The organism is Brevundimonas kwangchunensis, from assembly GCF_039523815.1.
In the GTDB taxonomy this organism is placed as follows: domain Bacteria; phylum Pseudomonadota; class Alphaproteobacteria; order Caulobacterales; family Caulobacteraceae; genus Brevundimonas; species Brevundimonas kwangchunensis.
This window is the reverse complement of sequence record NZ_BAAAGA010000002.1, coordinates 322,387-339,482: the sequence shown is the minus strand read 5'-3', so window position 1 is coordinate 339,482 and position 17,096 is coordinate 322,387. Positions and strand designations below refer to the sequence as shown.

The 17,096-nt window shown below is 68.3% G+C and carries 16 protein-coding genes; 9 read left to right on the top strand and 7 right to left on the bottom strand.

All coding sequences use genetic code 11. The features are described 5' to 3' along the window. The coding region (locus ABDZ95_RS06635; protein WP_343791936.1) for a hypothetical protein at window positions 1-301 on the top strand (301 nt) is incomplete at its 5' end. Further along, complete coding sequence (locus tag ABDZ95_RS06630) at window positions 289-630, top strand: hypothetical protein (RefSeq protein ID WP_343791934.1); 342 nt, start codon at window positions 289-291, stop codon at window positions 628-630. The genes ABDZ95_RS06635 and ABDZ95_RS06630, both read left to right, overlap by 13 nt. A gap of 6 nt (window positions 631-636) precedes the next feature. Here the strand turns inward: ABDZ95_RS06630 and ABDZ95_RS06625 are convergent, their stop codons facing one another. Together ABDZ95_RS06625 and ABDZ95_RS06620 are read right to left on the bottom strand one after the other, a co-directional pair. Beyond that, the gene (locus ABDZ95_RS06625; protein WP_343791932.1) at window positions 637-2,130 is read right to left on the bottom strand and encodes a right-handed parallel beta-helix repeat-containing protein; all 1,494 of its coding nucleotides are present in this window, start codon (window positions 2,128-2,130) and stop codon (window positions 637-639) included. 15 nt (window positions 2,131-2,145) lie between these two features. Next, window positions 2,146-3,633 (bottom strand): tetratricopeptide repeat protein, encoded by a 1,488-nt coding sequence (locus ABDZ95_RS06620; protein WP_343791930.1) that lies wholly within the window; start codon window positions 3,631-3,633, stop codon window positions 2,146-2,148. A gap of 266 nt (window positions 3,634-3,899) precedes the next feature. Here ABDZ95_RS06620 and ABDZ95_RS06615 point away from each other — a divergent pair, with 266 nt between their 5' ends. The 7 genes from ABDZ95_RS06615 (at window position 3,900) to ABDZ95_RS06585 (ending at window position 11,024) form a co-directional block, all read left to right on the top strand. Continuing rightward, complete coding sequence (locus ABDZ95_RS06615) at window positions 3,900-4,394, top strand: GAF domain-containing protein (protein WP_343791928.1); 495 nt, start codon at window positions 3,900-3,902, stop codon at window positions 4,392-4,394. 36 nt (window positions 4,395-4,430) lie between these two features. Next, the gene (locus ABDZ95_RS06610) at window positions 4,431-5,108 is read left to right on the top strand and encodes an SDR family NAD(P)-dependent oxidoreductase (RefSeq protein WP_343791926.1); all 678 of its coding nucleotides are present in this window, start codon (window positions 4,431-4,433) and stop codon (window positions 5,106-5,108) included. Then, window positions 5,108-5,932, top strand: a complete 825-nt coding sequence (locus ABDZ95_RS06605) for an HpcH/HpaI aldolase/citrate lyase family protein (RefSeq protein ID WP_343791923.1) — start codon at window positions 5,108-5,110, stop codon at window positions 5,930-5,932. Before ABDZ95_RS06610 ends, ABDZ95_RS06605 begins: the two co-directional genes overlap by 1 nt. 66 nt (window positions 5,933-5,998) lie before the next feature. Continuing rightward, on the top strand, window positions 5,999-7,120 hold the full coding sequence (locus ABDZ95_RS06600) for a beta-ketoacyl-ACP synthase III (protein ID WP_343791921.1): 1,122 nt from the start codon (window positions 5,999-6,001) through the stop codon (window positions 7,118-7,120). Further along, window positions 7,120-7,599 (top strand): Cif family virulence factor, encoded by a 480-nt coding sequence (locus ABDZ95_RS06595; protein ID WP_343791919.1) that lies wholly within the window; start codon window positions 7,120-7,122, stop codon window positions 7,597-7,599. The genes ABDZ95_RS06600 and ABDZ95_RS06595 overlap by 1 nt, the downstream gene beginning before the upstream one ends. 69 nt (window positions 7,600-7,668) lie before the next feature. Continuing rightward, the gene (locus ABDZ95_RS06590; protein ID WP_343791917.1) at window positions 7,669-9,978 is read left to right on the top strand and encodes a TonB-dependent hemoglobin/transferrin/lactoferrin family receptor; all 2,310 of its coding nucleotides are present in this window, start codon (window positions 7,669-7,671) and stop codon (window positions 9,976-9,978) included. Window positions 9,979-10,025: 47 nt separating this feature from the next. Further along, window positions 10,026-11,024 (top strand): DUF6607 family protein, encoded by a 999-nt coding sequence (locus ABDZ95_RS06585; protein ID WP_343791915.1) that lies wholly within the window; start codon window positions 10,026-10,028, stop codon window positions 11,022-11,024. 65 nt (window positions 11,025-11,089) lie between these two features. On the opposite strand, the gene ABDZ95_RS06580 is transcribed toward ABDZ95_RS06585, so the two are convergent. The 5 genes from ABDZ95_RS06580 to ABDZ95_RS06560 all read right to left on the bottom strand — a co-directional run bounded on the left by ABDZ95_RS06580 (window position 11,090) and on the right by ABDZ95_RS06560 (window position 16,992). Beyond that, a complete protein-coding gene (locus ABDZ95_RS06580) occupies window positions 11,090-12,730 on the bottom strand; it encodes a saccharopine dehydrogenase family protein (protein ID WP_343791914.1) in 1,641 nt (546 codons plus the stop codon). Window positions 12,731-12,737: 7 nt separating this feature from the next. Beyond that, entirely contained in the window at window positions 12,738-13,166 is a 429-nt protein-coding gene (locus ABDZ95_RS06575; RefSeq protein ID WP_343791912.1) for a thiol-disulfide oxidoreductase DCC family protein, read from the bottom strand. A 75-nt stretch (window positions 13,167-13,241) separates the two neighbouring features. Next, on the bottom strand, window positions 13,242-13,631 hold the full coding sequence (locus tag ABDZ95_RS06570; RefSeq protein ID WP_343791910.1) for a RidA family protein: 390 nt from the start codon (window positions 13,629-13,631) through the stop codon (window positions 13,242-13,244). Then, a complete protein-coding gene (locus tag ABDZ95_RS06565; RefSeq protein ID WP_343791908.1) occupies window positions 13,628-15,250 on the bottom strand; it encodes a M28 family peptidase in 1,623 nt (540 codons plus the stop codon). The genes ABDZ95_RS06570 and ABDZ95_RS06565 overlap by 4 nt, the downstream gene beginning before the upstream one ends. Before the next feature lie 83 nt (window positions 15,251-15,333). Then, entirely contained in the window at window positions 15,334-16,992 is a 1,659-nt protein-coding gene (locus ABDZ95_RS06560) for a M28 family metallopeptidase (RefSeq protein WP_343791906.1), read from the bottom strand. Window positions 16,993-17,096 lie beyond the last annotated feature (104 nt).

Sequence of the window (17,096 nt, the reverse complement as noted above, 5' to 3'; positions counted from 1 at the left end):
CCACGCGGCGCGCCGACTTGCCAATCGAGGAACCAACGTGTCCCGCGAGCCTTTTCATCTGCACGAAATCCGCTTCATCAAGCGGATCGTGGTCGGCAGCGACAACGCCGCCATCAAGACCGAGGCGGAGATCGCGGAAGCCATGGATCTGCTGAACCGGTGCCTGAATGACACCCCGAAAGGGTATCTGGTCGGCGTCGATAAGGGCTTCAATGTCCTCTATTTCGGCGAGAACCAGTTGGTCACCCAGTACACGACCTATCACGTCGGTTGGGCACGGAAGCCGCTATGGCTCTCCTGAGATCGATCTTCCGGAACTGGCGTACTGACATCGGCCCCGCTGCTTCGCAGGCAGAGGACGACGCGCCGACGGAAGCCGTGATTGCGGTCGAGGCCAGATCGTGGGCAGCCGAACCTCCCCCTTCACCGATCCCCGTGGAAAGCCGGCCTGAGCCGACCGTCGTCCAGCAGATCGAGATGCTGCCGCAGGGCAAGCGGCGGGTCACCTGGGTCGGCACCATCTGCACGCCGGGGGGCGGACAACTGGAGCTTCATCCGCAGGAAGTTATCCTGGCCGCAGATGAAGCATGGCCATCCGAGCCCGCACCACCGTCGGCCTTGCCTAACTAAGACCCCCTACCGCCCCCACCAGCCGTTGCCGCCACCGCGGTTCCAGCGGTCGTCGCCCTGATAGCGGTCGTCGCGGACGTATCGGCCGTCACGATCGTACCACCCCTGGCCGTCACGATACTCGTCGTAGCCGTCCAGACGATGACCGTCATCGTAGTATTCGAAGCCCAGCATGCCGTCTTCCTGGCTCCACCACTCGCGCGGGTAGGAGCCATAGGTGCAGGTCCAGCCCTCGCCCTGACGCCAGTAGGGCTCGTAGCGGCCGCGGTAGCGATCGCGGAACTGCGGACGGCAGACATGCTGCGACCACACGCGGTTGCCGCGGGCTTCGACGCTGGCGCGAGGCTCGGCGTAGATGACGTCGCGGACGCCGGCGAAGACGTTGTTCACAACCACCGCATGGCCCGCAGCGGCGGCGACGCCGACGCCGTCGGCGCGGATCCGGCTGTCGGTCAGACGCAGTTCGCCGCTGTACAGGACAGCACCCTTGTCAGAGCGGCAGATACGGCTGTTGGCGACCGACAGGGACGCGCCCTCGACCACCACGCCCTCGATGAAGCCGCAGATGGCCGTATTGTCGACCTCGACCCGGCCGTAGTCGCGGCCCGAGCGAACCGCCAGGCCGATGGAGCGGGGACCGAAATTGTTCGGCGAGTTCGTGCCCTTCAGGGTGGTTGCCGTGATGCGCGAGGTCTGGCCGCCCGCCGGGACGATCTCCATGCCGGAGTGCGCGCCCGACACGGTCAGCTCCCACGCATTGACCACAGCGCCATCGGCGACAATGGCCGGGGCGATGGTCTGGGCGTCGATTACGGCGTTGCGGATGTCCAGCAAACCACCGTCGACGTAGATGGCGGCCTCATCGCCCGCGTGGTGGAAGCCCACGCGGTTCATGACGATGTCCGCGCCGTAGCCCACGATGCAGGCCGCGTCGCCCGCGCGAGGCGAGCCGAAGACCATGTCGCGGATTTCGACACGAACGCCCGAGGCGACGGTCATGCACGGCAGGCCGTCCGGCGCCTGCAGGGTCGGCTCGGAGTTGCGGGCCCAGCCGCGCGGATCGAAGCCGCCTTCGCCAATGATGGTCAGCGGCTTGTCGATGTTCAGCCAGCCGACGCAGGCCCCGCCGCGGGCGCGGATGACCAGGGTGCCGCCGGGACGGACACGACGAACCGCGTCCTCGACCGCTCCGGTCCCCGGATTGCCGCCGCAGTCGACCAGCACGACCTCCTCGCCACCCGGACGGCCCGGATAGCCGGGACGCCAGTCGGGGCGATGCGTGCCGTAGTCATAGCGGCGCTGCGGCCGACGCTGGCGATAGGTGCGGGTCGGCGGATCCAGCAGCACGCCGAAGTTCGGGCGGGTCTGGCTCTCGACCTTGGCCGCGACCTGGGCGCTTGCGCCGGGCGCATTGAGCAGGGCGAACAGGCCGACAGCGCCCGCGATGGCGACCGCGCCGCCGATGATCTTGCCGAAACCGAACGGAGACCGGGTCGTCATGGGAGCACGCCCTCCTTAGCGGCGCTGCGAGCGGGAGACCTGGGCCAGCACGGCCTGCAGGCGCCCGGCCGACGGACCGAAGCCCGACAGTGCGGAATCGATACGCAGGGCCACCGCCTGCGCCTTGTCCTGATCGGCCACGCCGGCGACGCCCAAGGCGAAGTAGCTGGACATGGCGAACTTGGCCTCAGGGCTGCCCTGACGCGCCGCCTCCTCGAACCACTTGAAGGCGCGGGCATAGTCAGCCGGCAGGCCAATGCCCTCGGCGTACATGACCGCCAGAACCAGTTGGGCCTCGGACGAGCCGTTGACCGCCGCCAGCTGGATCGCGCGGACGCGCTCGATGAAGGACAGGCGGCCTTCCATCGGATGGCCCAGCATGGCTTCCAGCGTCTCGATCTGACGCCTGGACAGATCCTCAGGACGCTGGGCCGCCGTCTCGGTCACGCCGAGATAGCGCATGGCCCGGCCGACATGGATGAAGGGCAGTTCGCTCGACATCCGCGACAGGGCGTACTCATAGGCGTCGCCGCGCGGACGGCTCTCGTCAGAGAACGGCACGCCCGACTGCGGCGCGGTATTCGGATAGAATTCGAAGGGCGGCGTCCACTGACGCGCCTTCACCTCGACGAAGCGCTGATACTGGGCGCGGCTGGGGGCCGAGCGCTCGAAATCGCGCATCAGCACATAGGCGCCGACGTCGCCGGTCTGCACAGCGAGGTAGTTGTAGAGGTAGGCGTCGACGTCGTTGCGCTGGAACAGGGCGGTGGCCGCCGGATAGCCGCGACGCTGGCGGCGTTCGCGGTCGTTGCCGTTGTTGTTGGCGTTGCGGCCCCAGGCCTCGCGGGCCTGACGGTTGTCCTCCGGCTCGCCGAACGGACCGTAGAGACCATCGTGCAGGCGGGCCAGGGTGCGATAGCCCTCAGCGTCCTGGGTCGACAGGACGTAGATGACGCGGTCGCGAACCGATTCCTGTTCCTCGCGGGTCATCCCGGACAGCAGGCGGTCCAGACGAGCGTAGGCGTCATGGCGCTCCCACGCCCGACAATCGTCATAGCGAGACAGCGGGCGCCAACCGCCCCAGCCGCCGCGGTCCACGCGGTTGATCGCGGCGTAGCCCTCGTCGTTGGCCAGCGCCATGGCGTACCAGGTGGCGCTCTCGATCGGGTCCTCGATGTTCTTGTCGGTCGCGCGGACGGCGGCGTAGCGGGAGCCGAGCTCGATCTGGGCGAAGAAGTCGTTCTGGAAGGCCGCGCGGCGCAGGGCGCGCAGGCCGGTTTCCTGGGCGTTGAACTCGGAGCCGGTCATGGAGGCGGGGCGCGGACAGCTGTTGCCGCGAGCTTCGGAGCCGCCTTGCCAGAAGCGTACGCCGCCCTGGTCACCGCAGGAGGCGACGGTCAGCGCCGCCAGCGCGAGCACGCCTGCGACGGCGGCGATCGCGACGGGGCCACGCGACCGGCCGGAGCCCAGGCGTCCTTCCTGATTGCCTTCGCCCTCGGCCATCGATCCCCTCACACGCCCTGAACGGGCGTCTCACGCCCCTGCCCGTTAACCTTTGCGCGACCGCGACAGTCCGTTCCGGTTAAGGTCCTGTCAAGGTTAACGCTGTTTTGCGACAAAGCGTTGCCGCAGAGCGGCCATTTTGTGGCGAAGCGACAGTTTTCCACCGAAATCAGCCTCTTGGGATTCCCCTGACAGGCGAAGAATCGCGGGCTCGCATCGCGTCTGGCGCTCGCCTATATGCGACAAACCCGATCCGGAGCCGCCCGATGTCCTACGTCGCTCGTGACGACCGCCCCGCCGACAAGACCGCCCGCTACGCCGAGGTGGAGGCCGAGATCCTGGCCGTTCTGGACGGCGAGCCGAACCGGACGGCGCGCATGGCGACCGTCTCCTCCATGCTGGCCGACGCCTTCCCGGTCTTCTTCTGGACCGGCTTCTACGTCGTCGATGATACGAAGGCGGACGAGCTGGTGGTCGGCCCCTATCAGGGCACGCTCGGCTGTCTGCGCATCGCCTTCGGCCGGGGTGTCTGCGGGACCGCCGCCGCGACTCGCCAGACCCAGATCGTCGACGACGTCCACGCCTTCCCCGGCCACATCGCCTGCGACCCGCGCTCGGCCAGCGAGATCGTCGTGCCGGTGCTGGACGCCTCGGGCGCCCTGATCGCGGTCTTCGACATCGACGCGACCGAGACCGCGGCCTTCGACGCCGTGGACGCCGCCGCTCTGGAGCGGCTGCTGGGCAAGGTGTTCGCGGCCTGATCATCTGCTAAGCCGTCCGGCGAACAGGAGGACGGCATGTCGGAACGGGTCATCGCAATCACGGGCGGGCACGGCGCCCTGGGCAGCGCAGTCGTCGAGGCGGCGCTGGCGGACGGGCTGAAAGTCGCCGTCATCGATCACGCCTCCGGCCATGCGGCGCCCGAGGGCGTGCTGGAGCTTGGCGGCGTCGACCTGACCGACCCCGCCTCCGCCGCCAGGGCCATCGACGCCGTCGTCGCGCATTTCGGCAAGCTGGACGCCCTGCTCAACATCGCCGGCGGCTTCGTCTGGCAGACCACGGACGACGCGGACCCCGCCTGGGCGAAGATGTTCGCCCTGAACGTCACCACCGCCCTGAACGCCAGCCGCGCCGCCCTGCCCCATCTGAAGGCTTCGCCCGAGGGTCGCATCGTCAACGTCGGCGCCAACGCCGCCCTGAAAAGCGCCGCCGGCATGGGCGCTTACGCCGCGTCCAAGTCCGGCGTCCACCGCCTGACGGAGAGCCTGGCAGAGGAGCTCAAGTCGACCTCCGTCACCGTCAACGCCGTCCTGCCCTCGATCCTCGACACCGACCAGAACCGCAAGGACATGCCCGACGCCGATCCGGCCAAGTGGGTGGCGCCGGCCGATCTGGCGCGGGTGATGCTGTTCCTCGCCTCTCCTGAAAGCCGCGCGATCACGGGCGCCCTGATCCCGGTGTTGGGCAAGGTCTGATGGCCCGCAGCGTCCTCTATCTGCCGGCCAGCAACGCCCGCGCGATCGAGAAGGCGCGGACGCTGCCCTGCGACGCGGTCGTGCTGGACCTCGAGGACGCCGTCGCGCCGGAAGCCAAGGTTGAGGCGCGCGCCGCCGCCGTCGAGGCGATCCGGGCCGGCGGTTTCGGCCCGCGCGTCGGTGTGCGGATCAACGGCCTGGACACCGAATGGGGCGGAGACGATCTCGACGCCCTGGCGCAGACCAACGTCGGCTTCGTCGTCGCGCCCAAGGTCAACGACGCCGGGGATTCCTTGGGCGTTCTGGAGAGCCTGCCGGGCACGACGCGGCTGTGGGCGATGATCGAGACGCCCAAGGGCCTGCTGCACATGATGGACATCGCCGCCATGCCCCGGGTCGAGGCCCTGATGCTGGGCGTCAATGATCTGGCGGCGGCGCTGGGGACCGGGCCGTCGCCGGATCGCGAGCCGTTCAAGCCGTGGATGGCGAGCATGGTCGCTACAGCGCGGGCTTACGGACTGCTGGCGATCGACGGGGTGTTCAACCGCTTCACCGATGCCGAGGGCTTCGCTGCGGAGTGCGCGCAGGGCCGGCTCTACGGCTTCGACGGCAAGAGCCTGATCCACCCCAGCCAGATCGACGGCGCCAACGCCGCCTTCTCGCCGTCGGAGGACGAGGTCGCGAAGGCCCGCGCCGTTGTCGCCGCCTTCGCCGCCCCGGAGGCCGACGGAAAGGGGGCCATCCGGGTGGACGGACAGATGGTGGAGCGGCTGCATCTGGTCGCAGCCCAGCGACTGCTGGCGCGTCTCGACCCGCGCGCCTGACGGGCCTATCTATGCGTTCTCAATAAGAACGGACGCCCTGTCGCGGCGCCGCAGGGAACGCATCGAGTGACCAAAGCCGTCATCGCCGCCACGGGGTTGTTCACCCCGGACCAATCCATCTCGAACGAGGAACTGGTCACCGCCTACAACGCCTATGCGGACCGGTTCAACGAACGCCACAGCGCTGAGATCGCCGAAGAAGAGGTCGAGGCGCTGACGCATTCCTCGGTCGAGTTCATCGAGAAGGCGTCGGGCATCAGATCGCGCTTCGTGCTGGACAAGGCCGGGGTGCTGGATCCCGAGCGGATGGCGCCGAACATTCCCGAGCGCTCGAACGAGGAGCTGTCGGTTCTGGCCGAGATGGCCGTGAAGGCCGCGCAGCAGGCGATCGCCGCCTGGGGCAAGCCGGTCAGCGAGGTCGGGGCCGTGCTGTGCGCCGCCTCGAACATGCAGCGCGCCTATCCGGCCATGGCCATCGAGATCCAGCAGGCGCTGGGCATCGAGGGTTTCGCCTTCGACATGAACGTCGCCTGCTCGTCCGCCACTTTCGGCCTGAAGACCGCCGCCGACTTCATCGGCTCGGGCTCGGTCAAGGCGGTGTTGATGGTGAACCCCGAGGTCTGCTCGGCCCATCTGAACTTCAAGGACCGCGACAGCCACTTCATCTTCGGCGACGTGGCCACGGCCGTGATCGTCGAGGCCGAGGATCAGGCCGCGGCCGGCGGCTGGGAGATTCTCGGAACCCGGCTAAAGACCAGCTTCTCGAACAATATCCGCAACAATTTCGGCTTCCTGAACAACGCCGCGCCCGAAGGCATCGGCGCGCCGGACAAGCTGTTCGTCCAGCAGGGCCGAAAAGTCTTCAAGGACGTGGTGCCGATGGTGTCCGACATGATCGTCGACCACGCCGCCGAGCTGGGCATCGACCCCACGGGCCTGAAGCGGATGTGGCTGCACCAGGCCAACATCAACATGAACCAGTTCATCGGCCGCAAGGTCCTGGGCCGCGAGCCCGAGCCGCATGAGAACGTCATCATCCTGGACGAGTACGCCAACACCTCGTCCGCCGGTTCGATCATCGCCTTCCACCTGCACAACGACGGGTTCGAGGCCGGCGATGTCGGCCTGATCTGCAGCTTCGGCGCGGGCTATTCGGCCGGCACCGTCTTTGTGCGGAAGCGCGCCTGATGGTGGATCGCAGCGATATCGGCGCCGTGGTGGACGCCATGTACGCCTGCATCTCCGGCCCCGCCGGTCCACGCGACTGGGCGACCCAGCGCGAAATCTTCCACCCGGAAAGCCGACAGGCCCGCACGGGTCTGGACGCCGACGGCCGCCCAACGATGATCGTGCTGGGGCGGGAAGAGTATCAGGCCAACGTCACTCCCTTCTTCGACACGACCGGCTTCTTCGAGGTCGAGATCGCCCGGCGGATCGACGTGTTCGGCAACATGGCCCACGTCTGGAGCCTGTACGAGGCGCGCAACGACCCGGCGGACGTCGAGCCCGAGCGTCGCGGGATCAACTCGATCCAGTTGGCCAAGAGCCCGGACGGTCTCTGGTCGATCCTGCACATGATCTGGGACAACGAGCGCCCCGGTCTGAAAGCGCCGCCGTTCGACTGCCAGATTGATTGCGACCAATTCGCATCAGGACACCACTTTTGATCTGATTGCGATTGCTTGTGCGAGTCGTTCGCACTAATTGCGCCCCACTTCATTCAAGCGGGGCCGTTCATGCGCACTCTCCTTCTCTCCGCCGGGCTTTCGGCCCTGACCCTCGCCGCCGCACCAGCCGCCATGGCCCAGACCGTCGCGACGACCGCCGTGATCGTCAGCGAAGACCCGGTCCAGCTGCCGCCGGTCAGTGTTCTGTCTACCCGCACCGAGACCCGCACCGACGAAGCTCCGGCGACCGTGAGCGTCTTCACCGCCGAGGACATCGAGGAACTGCTGGTCACCGACATCAAGGACCTGGTCCGGTTTGAGCCGGGGGTCAGCGTCATCACCACCCCGGCGCGCTTCGGCGCCGCGCTCGGCACGTCGGGTCGCGCGGGCAACGAGGGCTTCACTATCCGGGGCCTCGGCGGTGATCGCGTCCTGATGGTGGTGGACGGCACCCGTATCCCCGACGGCTTCGTCTTCGGCGCCCAGAGCGTCGGTCGCGGCGGCTACACCGACCTGGATCTGATGAAGTCGGTCGAAATCCTGCGCGGCCCGGCTTCGGCTCTTTATGGATCGGACGGGGTTGCCGGCGCGGTCAGCTTCACGACCAAAGATCCGGCCGACCTGATCCGTGACGGGGAAAGCTTCGGCGCTCGCGCCCGCGTCGGCTACAACTCCGCGGATGAAGGCCTGACCAACTCCCTGGCCATCGCGGGCCGCAGCGGAGCCTTCTCCGCCATGCTGGCGTGGACCGGCCGCAATGCGTCGGAGACGGAAACAAAAGGCTCGCTGACCGGTGAAGAGCTGGTCGCCGTCACGCTCGGCACGCCGCCCGTCACGGCCCCGGGCTTCAACTACAGCGCCCGTACGATCGCGAACCCGCAGGAGATCAGCTCCGACGCATGGCTCGGCAAGCTGGTGTGGGACTTCGCCCCGGGCCACAGCCTGCGCTTCACCTATGACCGCTATCAGTTGGACTCGGACGCACAGGTCCTGAGCGGCCGCACCTCGCGCTTCCTGACGACGGCGCCGACGGCCGCGACCGCGGTTCTGAACCTTGTCGCCGCGGACACGACCGAGCGCGAACGCTTCGGTCTCGACTGGCAGGTCGATGACGCCCTGGGGCTCGACAGCGCCCAGGTCTCCGTATTCCGGCAGGACGCGACCACCCGTCAGTACACCTTCGAGGACCGCGTCGGTACGGATCGCATCCGGGACAACTGGTTCAACAACGAAGTCCTCGGGTTCGCCGCCTATGGCGTGAAGACCCTCGGCATGCATCGCGTGACCTTCGGCGGCGACTGGTCGGAGACTACGCAGGAAGGCATCCGGGACGGGACTGTTCCGCCGTTCGGCGAGACCTTCCCGACCAGCCCGTTCCCGCGCACCGACTACACCCTGGCCGGCGCCTTCATGCAGGACGAGATCAGCCTGCTGGGCGGCGCTCTCCGGATTATCCCCTCCCTGCGCTGGGACTCCTACGAGCTGTCGACGGCCAGCGACCCGCTGTACGTCGGCCCCCGCGCCGATCAGAAGGACGATCACATCTCGCCGAAACTGGGCGTGGTGTGGTGGGGCACCGATCAGTTCGGCGTCTTCGCCAACTGGGCCGAGGGCTTCAAGGCCCCCACCCCCAGCCAGGTCAACAACGGCTTCACCAACCTCGCCTCGGGCTACACCTCGATCCCGAACGCCAACCTGCGACCGGAAACCAGCCAGAGCATCGAGATCGGCGCCCGGATCCGGAACGTGCCCCTGTTCGGCGCCCGCGTGGCCGGCCAACTGGTCGTCTTCCAGTCGGACTACGAGGATTTCATCAGCCAGCAACAGGTCGGCGGCGCCTTCACGCCGACCAACCCGGCGATCTTCCAGTTCGTCAACTTCACGGACGTCGAGATCGAGGGTGTCGAAGCCAAGGCCGACGCCTTCTGGGACAACGGCGTGAGCGCCCGCTTCGCCATTGGCTACGCCGAAGGCCAGTCGACCAGCAACGGCCGCACCACGGCGCTGGCCAGCATCGATCCGGTCAAGGTTGTGCTTGGCGTCGGCTACGACGATCCGGCCGGCGTCTTCGGCGTGCAGGCCATCGGCACCTGGTCGCAGGCGAAGAGCAACGGCACGACGACCGGGCTTGGCTGCTACAGCGCAACGCCGACCTCGACCGCCGGCTGCTACGTCGGCGACGACGTCGCGCTCCTCGACCTGACCGCCTACTGGAACGTGACCGAGCAGGTCACGGCCCGCGCCGGCGTGTTCAACGTCCTGGACGAAACCTACAGCTGGTGGAGCGACGTCCGCGGCGTGGGCGCCAGCTCGGCCATCAAGGACGCCTACACCCAGCCCGGCCGCAACTTCGGCCTCTCGCTGGCCTTGCGGTACTGAGCCGATCACACAATAACGCGACTGACTCGCATTTTAAGGAGGCCGCCATGCGCCGCGCCCTGATGATCACCACCGTCCTGGCCGCCGTGCTGGCGGTCTCCACCCCTGCCCTGGCCCAGACCGCGCCGGTCGCGACCACCGGCGAGGCTCCCGCCAGCCAGTTCGAGCGGGATCGCCAGTCGATCCTCGCCCAAGCCGGCCAGATGCGCGTCCGCTTCGACATGCGCGAGAACGTCAGCTTCCGCGAAGGCTACGAGCCGCTGGAGGAGAAGCTGTCGGCCGGCAACGAGATCGTCCGCGTGGTCTACGACGAGGGCGATCGCATCAGCCTGCAGCACATCCTCGTCATGAGCGATGACGCAGGCAATCACATGGTCATCAAGCACTGGCGTCAGGCCTGGGTCTACCAGCCCGAAACCGTGCTGACCTATGCCGGCCCGGACCACTGGACCCTGACGCCGGTTTCGGCCGACGAGCGCCGGGGCGCCTGGTCGCAGACCGTCTGGCAGACCGACGACAGCCCGCGCTATGGCGGCGTCGGTCGCTGGGACTACACCCACGGCATCGCCGAATGGACCAGCAACGCCACCTGGCGTCCGCTGGCCCGCCGTGACGCGGTGCGCGACCCGATCTACGACCGCTATCTGGGCACCAACCGCCACGCCCTGACGCCGGCGGGCTGGGTGCATATCCAGGACAACATGAAGGTCGGCCCGGCCGAGGGCGACGCCGCCCAGCTATCGGCCATCGTCCAGGAAGACGTCATCAACACCTATCGCCACGTCGACAACTACGACGCCGCACCGGGCGACGCCTACTGGACCGCGACCAAGGACTACTGGGCCGGTGTCCGCGCCGCTTGGGACGAGGTCGCGACCCGCAACGGCGGCATCTACCTCGAGGAAGAAGCCAATCGCGGCGCCGTCACCGGCAAGCCCCTGATGGACTGGGCCGACGAGATCCAGGCCGGCACGCTGACGACCGAGGCCGGCATTCAGCAAGCTCGCGAACTGATCGCTCGCGCCACCGTGGAGCCCGCTGCGTAATCGCACGTACGCAACGGCTCGTGGGGAGAGGGGACGCTGACCCGGCGTCCCCTTTTCTTTTGGTCTCAGCTCTGGCGGACCAGCCAGCCACGGTAGCGCACCACCTTGCCGACGAAGGGCACGGAAATGGTGACGTCGAAGACAAACCGGCCCTCGGTATCGACCTCCTCGAAGGCGACCGTCGAAGGGCCCAGCGCCCTCGGGAGCGGAATGGGGCCGAACCGCCAGCCGATGACGCGATAAATCAGACGCTCTCCCTCGGGCGTCAGCTCCAGATCCATGCTGATCGGCCCGAAGCGTTCGCGGACGCGACCGCCGGGCGCGGGGTGCGAAAGGACGCTGCGGAAGGCATGGCTCCCGATCCGACGACGCCAGATCGAGCGTTCGCCATCGGTATCGATCAAGACCTCAGCCGGACAATCGGGCTGCGCCTTCGGGAAGCCGACGATGGCCGCGACCAGTGCGCCCAGAGGATTGGCCGCGCCTTCGGTCATCGCCCTGCCCTGCCAGACCGACAGGCCAGACGTCTCGTGCAGGGCGCGGATCGGGGCGGGCAGCCCATCGAAGGCCGGGCCGATGGCGCGGGCGAAGATGGCGCCGCGCTCGACGACGGTTTGGGTGGCGATGCCGTGCGGCGTCATCTCGTCCTCGATGGCCCGAAGTGGAAGCACGCCGACACAGGCGCGGGCGCCGGGTTCGATCTGTCCGGCGGCGATCGCACGGATAGCGGCGAGCGCGGGCAGGCCCGGCGTTTTCGGCCCCTCCCCCGGCTCGGCGACCAGACGCCAGCACGCGCGCACCGCCCGCCCCTCGGCATCGACGCCAAGAGCCTCGACCCGCATGGCGCCGCGATCCGAACCGCCCGCCGAGTGCAACTCGGCCATCGTCCGCAGCAGGTTGGCGAGCGGCACGGGGTCGAACCGGAACACCCGGACCAGCCCGGCCAGCAGCCACGCCTCCAGGTGCAGAAGCCAGGGTTCCAGACCGGCGAGGAAGCGGGCGCTCCGCTTCGGCGCGAAGCGGGCGGCGAAGAAGTCGAGATCCGGCGTCTCGCAGAGCGAAACCCGCCGCCGCCCGGCTGCCCCGAAGTCGCGCCGATAAAGACCGCTCCAGCCATGGCGGGTGGTCCATTCGCCGTTCTCGAAGACCCGCACCGGCCGCCCCATCCACGACAGGATGGCCTGCATGACCGACAGGCCCTTGGGCGCGCGGGCGCCAGGCGAGATGGCGGCCTCGACCGAGGTCACCTCGCGCCAGCCGGTGGTCAGCGCATCGAGCACGGCATTGGACAGGGTGGGCGTTGAACTGCAGCCGGTCAGAGCGACCACGCCGCGGGTTTTGGCATCGGCGTCGAGCCTCGGGAAGGCGGCGACAAAGTGCCGGCCGTCGGCCAGATCGACGTAGTGGAGCCCGGCCAGAATGGCGGTGCGAGCCGTGGTCGGCTCCGCGCCCTGAAACGGCCCGGCCATGTCCGCGACGATGGTCGCGCCGGTAGCGGTCAACTGTTCGGGCGTCAGTGTGCGGGTGTCGAGCGCCGCCGTGCCGACCGCCGCGCCGGGGAACCCCCTCCGCAGCCGGGCGGCGACAGCCTCGGCTCTCACGGCGTCCCGGCCTGCGACGATGACCTCGAACCCGCGTCGCAACAGGCCCTCGGTCAGTCTCGAGCCGAAGACGCCGCCGGCGCCAATCACCAGAACCCGTCTCATTCGCACCTCAAACCATGAACCGGTCGCGGTCCTCAGGCGTCGGGACCATGCAGGTCTCGGTGCGGCCAAAGAGGTTGTAGCGGTTGCGAGCGATCAGGTCGTAGACAGGGTCGCGCAGGCCGCGCGGCGCGAGCTTCAGCGCACCCAGTGGCGCGGTCTCGGTCAGTTGCGATAGCACGGTGAGGGCCGCGTCGGACTTGAAGAAGATCTCGCCGTTCCAGACCACGGCGTTGGTCTCGGGGGCGTCCGGATCGATGCCGTATCGGACGGCGAGTTCACGGCCGCCCGGCGACTGTATCGGCAGAAAGCGGAAGCGCCGTGCGCGATCCAGCTTCAGCACGAACCGCACCCAGCGCGAGCAGAAGACACAGACGCCGTCGAAAAGGATCAGCCCGTCCGGTTCGTCGGGGGCGGGCTTGGGCGACCAGCGGCTCATGAAGCGACGTTGCGCCTGACCGGACGGGTTCGCAACGCGGCAAACTGGCTATTTCTCCCCCGCTGGGGGAGGAACTCAAGCAGCCGCCACGGCCTCGATCTCGACCAGCCAGGCTTCGTCGAAGATGCCGGTGACGATCACAGTCAGAGCCGTCTGCCGCCCGCCGAGACGGCGGATGCGCACCTCACGATTTTCCAGCGCATACTGCCGGTCGGACAGGAAGGTCGTGACCTTCACGAGGTTGTCCAGCGTCATGCCGGCCGCGCGCAGCTGGGTCTCCAGATTGTCCCAGACCTGCTCGCACTGGCCGGTGAAATCGGGCGCCAGCGAGCCGTCCGGCGCGACCGGAATCTGGCCGGACAGATAGAGCCAGCGGGTCGCCCCGCTGACTTCACACGCCTGGGCGTATTCGCCCTCCGCCGGCGGCGAGCCGTCGCCGGTCAGAGGGCGAATGCTCAGGGTCACCGGCGCGCCGCCGCCGAGCGATCGCGCACCTGGCCGAACTCCGACGTCGGCTTCCAGCCCGGCCAGTCCGTGCCGTTCGCCAAGTCCAGACCCAGACGATACAGCAGGGTCAGGTTCTCGACCGCCGAGGTGAAGTCCAGGTCCGCGGACCACTCATCCGACGGCTTGTGATAGTCGGCCGCGAATTTGGTCCGCCACGCCGCCTCCCCGACCTCGCGACCACCCTCGACCCAGTCCCAGCCATGCCACGGCATCAGGGCCGGCACGCCGGCGCGGGCGAACGGGAAGTGGTCCGAGCGGTAGTAGAAGCCCTGCTCCGGCATGCCGTCGTCCGAAACGTAGCGGCCGAGCGGGGTCGCCAGAGCTTCGAGACGGTCCTCGAGATCGTTCTGGCCCTTGCCGAAGATGGCGATGTCGCGGGTCGACGGCGACAGGGGCAGCATGTCGATGTTGATGTCGGCAACCGTCGTCTCCAGCGGATAGACCGGATCGGCGGCATAGGCGTAGGCGCCCAGCAGGCCCATTTCCTCGGCCGCCATGTGGGCGAAGACGATGGTGCGCTGCGGCCGCGGAGCCTGGCTCAGCTGACGGGCCATCTCCAGCACGCCGATGGTGCCCGAGGCGTTGTCCCAGGCGCCGTTCCAGATCTTGTCGCCCTCGACGCCCGGATGCTGGGCCTCGCCGCCGACGTGATCCCAGTGAGCCGAGTAGATGATCGTCTCGTTCGGACGCGCCGAGCCTTCGATCTTCGCCAGCAGGTTATGGGTGACCAGGGTGTCGATGGTTTCCGACGCGTCGACCGACAGCTTCACGCCGGTCAGTTCGACTGCTTTGAACTGGCCGCTGGCGGTGTTGGCCAGGGTGTCCATCGACAGACCGGCGGCGGTGGCCCAGCCGTGGGCGGTGTCGTGGTTGACGACGCCGGAGAATTCGAGGTCCGCCGCGCCGGGTGTCAGGGTGCGGGTCCGGCTGCTGGCGCGGACCGTGCCCTGCCAGGCCGGCGAGGACGCCGGCTGGGCCAGCAGGGTGATCACGCCGACCGCGCCGCGGCGGAAGGCCTCGTCGGCCTTGTAGGCTCCCGACTGGTAGTTGGTGGCGTATTCGCCGTTGAACAGGTCTCCGTCCGGCTCGCCGGCGATGACGACCACGACCTTGCCGCGGACATCGAGGTCGCCGTAGTCGTCCCAGTTCCGCTCGGGGGCGGTGATGCCGTAGCCGGCGAAGACCACGGCGGCGTCGCGGATCGAGGCGCGGCCGTCGTTGGTCACGGCGCGCAGGGTGATGTCGGTTCCGACGGTCAGCGGATGCACGGCGCCGTCCGGGCCCGTCCAGCTGGCGGTCGCGCCGGCCACGGGGGTGTAGCGTTTCAGCTCGACGCGCTGCAGCCACTGGCCGTTCAGTGCGCCGGGCTGGAGGCCCATGGCCTCATACTGGGCCTGCAGCCATTCCAGCGTCATGCGCTCGCCTTCGGTGCCGGGATAGCGGCCCTGGAACTCGTCGGCGCTGATGACGCGGATGCCGTCGCTCAGGGCCTGGGCGGTGAAGTCCTGGGCGTTGGCGACGCCGGCGGCCAGAAGAACGGCGGCGATGGCGACGCCGCCGGTCAGTTTGCGGAACATGAAAATGGGCTCCATCCCGGATCAGATGGAGCCCATTCTAGGACGGCCCGCGCGGACGCGGCCCATTACCTTTTCGTCATGAACTAGCGGCGTTGCGCCCCGCTTGCGGCGCGCGCGGGACCGAACTCCGACCCCTGCTTCCACTGCGGCCAGTCACGGCTGTTGGCCAGATCGCGGCCCACCGACCAGATCACCTGCAGGTCCTCGACCTGACCGGTCAGATCCCAGTCCGGCGACCACTCGTCGCCTGCCTGGTGATAGCGGGTGCGGCCGTACTCCGAACGGTTCGCCTCGCGGGCGGCGATCGGCTCGTCGCGGAAGTCGCCGCTGCCGCCGCCAAAGGTCATCGGCACGCCGCGCTTGGCCAGCGGGAAGTGATCCGAGCGGAAGTAGCCGCCCGCCGCCGGGTTGCCGTCGGGCAGCAGGGTCCGACCCTGGCTCTCGACCACGGCGCCGAGGCGCTCGTCCAGGTCCGACTGGCCATAGCCGGTGATGCCGTAGCGGGCGACGCGGCCGTAGACGTTCATCGAGTCGACGTTGAACCCGCCGACGGTCGTTTCCAACGGATAGATCGGGTTGGCGGCGTAGTACTCCGAGCCCAGCAGGCCACTCTCCTCGGCGGTGAAGCTGATCATGACGATCGAGCGCTCGGGACGCGGGCCGGCTGCGAAGACGCGGGCCAGTTCCAGCAGGCCGGCGGTGCCGGTGGCGTTGTCGACGGCGCCGTTGAAGATGCTGTCGCCCTCTGCGTCCGCTGCGCCGACGCCGATGTGATCCCAGTGCGCCGTGTACAGGACGGTCTCGTCCGGATGGGTCGTGCCCGGCAGACGGGCGATGACGTTATGCGTGGTCACCTGGCTGGTCGCCACGTCGAACATCCCGCTGAACGTCGCGCCGTTCAGTTCGACCGGACGGAAGTCGCGCGAGCGCGCGGCGACCTTCAGCGCCTCGAAATCCTGACCCGCGCGGCGGAACAGGTCAACAGCCACGTCGCGCTGGACCCAGGCTTCCATCGCCACGCGCTCGGCGGCGGCGTTCTGGCGCACGATGTCGAACTGCGGACCCGACCAGCTGTTGGTCACCGTGGCCCAGCCATAGGAGGCCGGCGCGGTCTCGTGGACGATGATGACGCCGGCGGCGCCCTTCCGGGCGGCCTCCTCGTACTTGTAGGTCCAGCGACCGTAGTAGGTCATGGCCCGTCCGCCGAAGGTGTTCAGCTCGGGCTGTTCGAAATCGGCGTCGTTGACGAGGACGACGATGACCTTGCCGCGGACGTCCACGTCCTTGAAGTCATTCCACTGACGCTCGGGCGCGTCGATGCCGTAGCCGACGAAGACCAGCGGCTTGTTCATCAGATGGGCGTGATCGCCCGGCAGGCGGGTGGAGATGACGATCTCCTGCCCCTGGTTCAGCGGGATCGAGGCGTCGCCGACGCGGAACTGCGCCCGGATATTCGAGGCGGTAAAACGGTTGAGCGTGACGGCCTGGGTCCAGCCGCCGTTCTCGCCGCCCGGCTGGAAGCCCGCGGCGGCGTACTGCTCGCTCAGATAACGGACGGTCATGTCCTCGGCCGGAGTGGCGATGCCCCGCCCCTGGAAGCTGTCGTCAGCCAGCACGCGGACGTGCTCGGAAAGACGCGCCGTATCGAACGCGGACGATGCGCCGCCCTCGGCGCCTGTCGTGGCGCAGGCGGTCAGCAGGGCGCCGGCGGCAAGCACGGCGGCGGAAGCGATCAGACGCATGAACGGAAACACCCTCAGCCTTTGAACAGGGTGCGGACGTTAGGGCGCCGCTTCCGGGCTGTCGATGCGAACGCGACCAAGCTTCGCCGACGAGAGATGGAGAG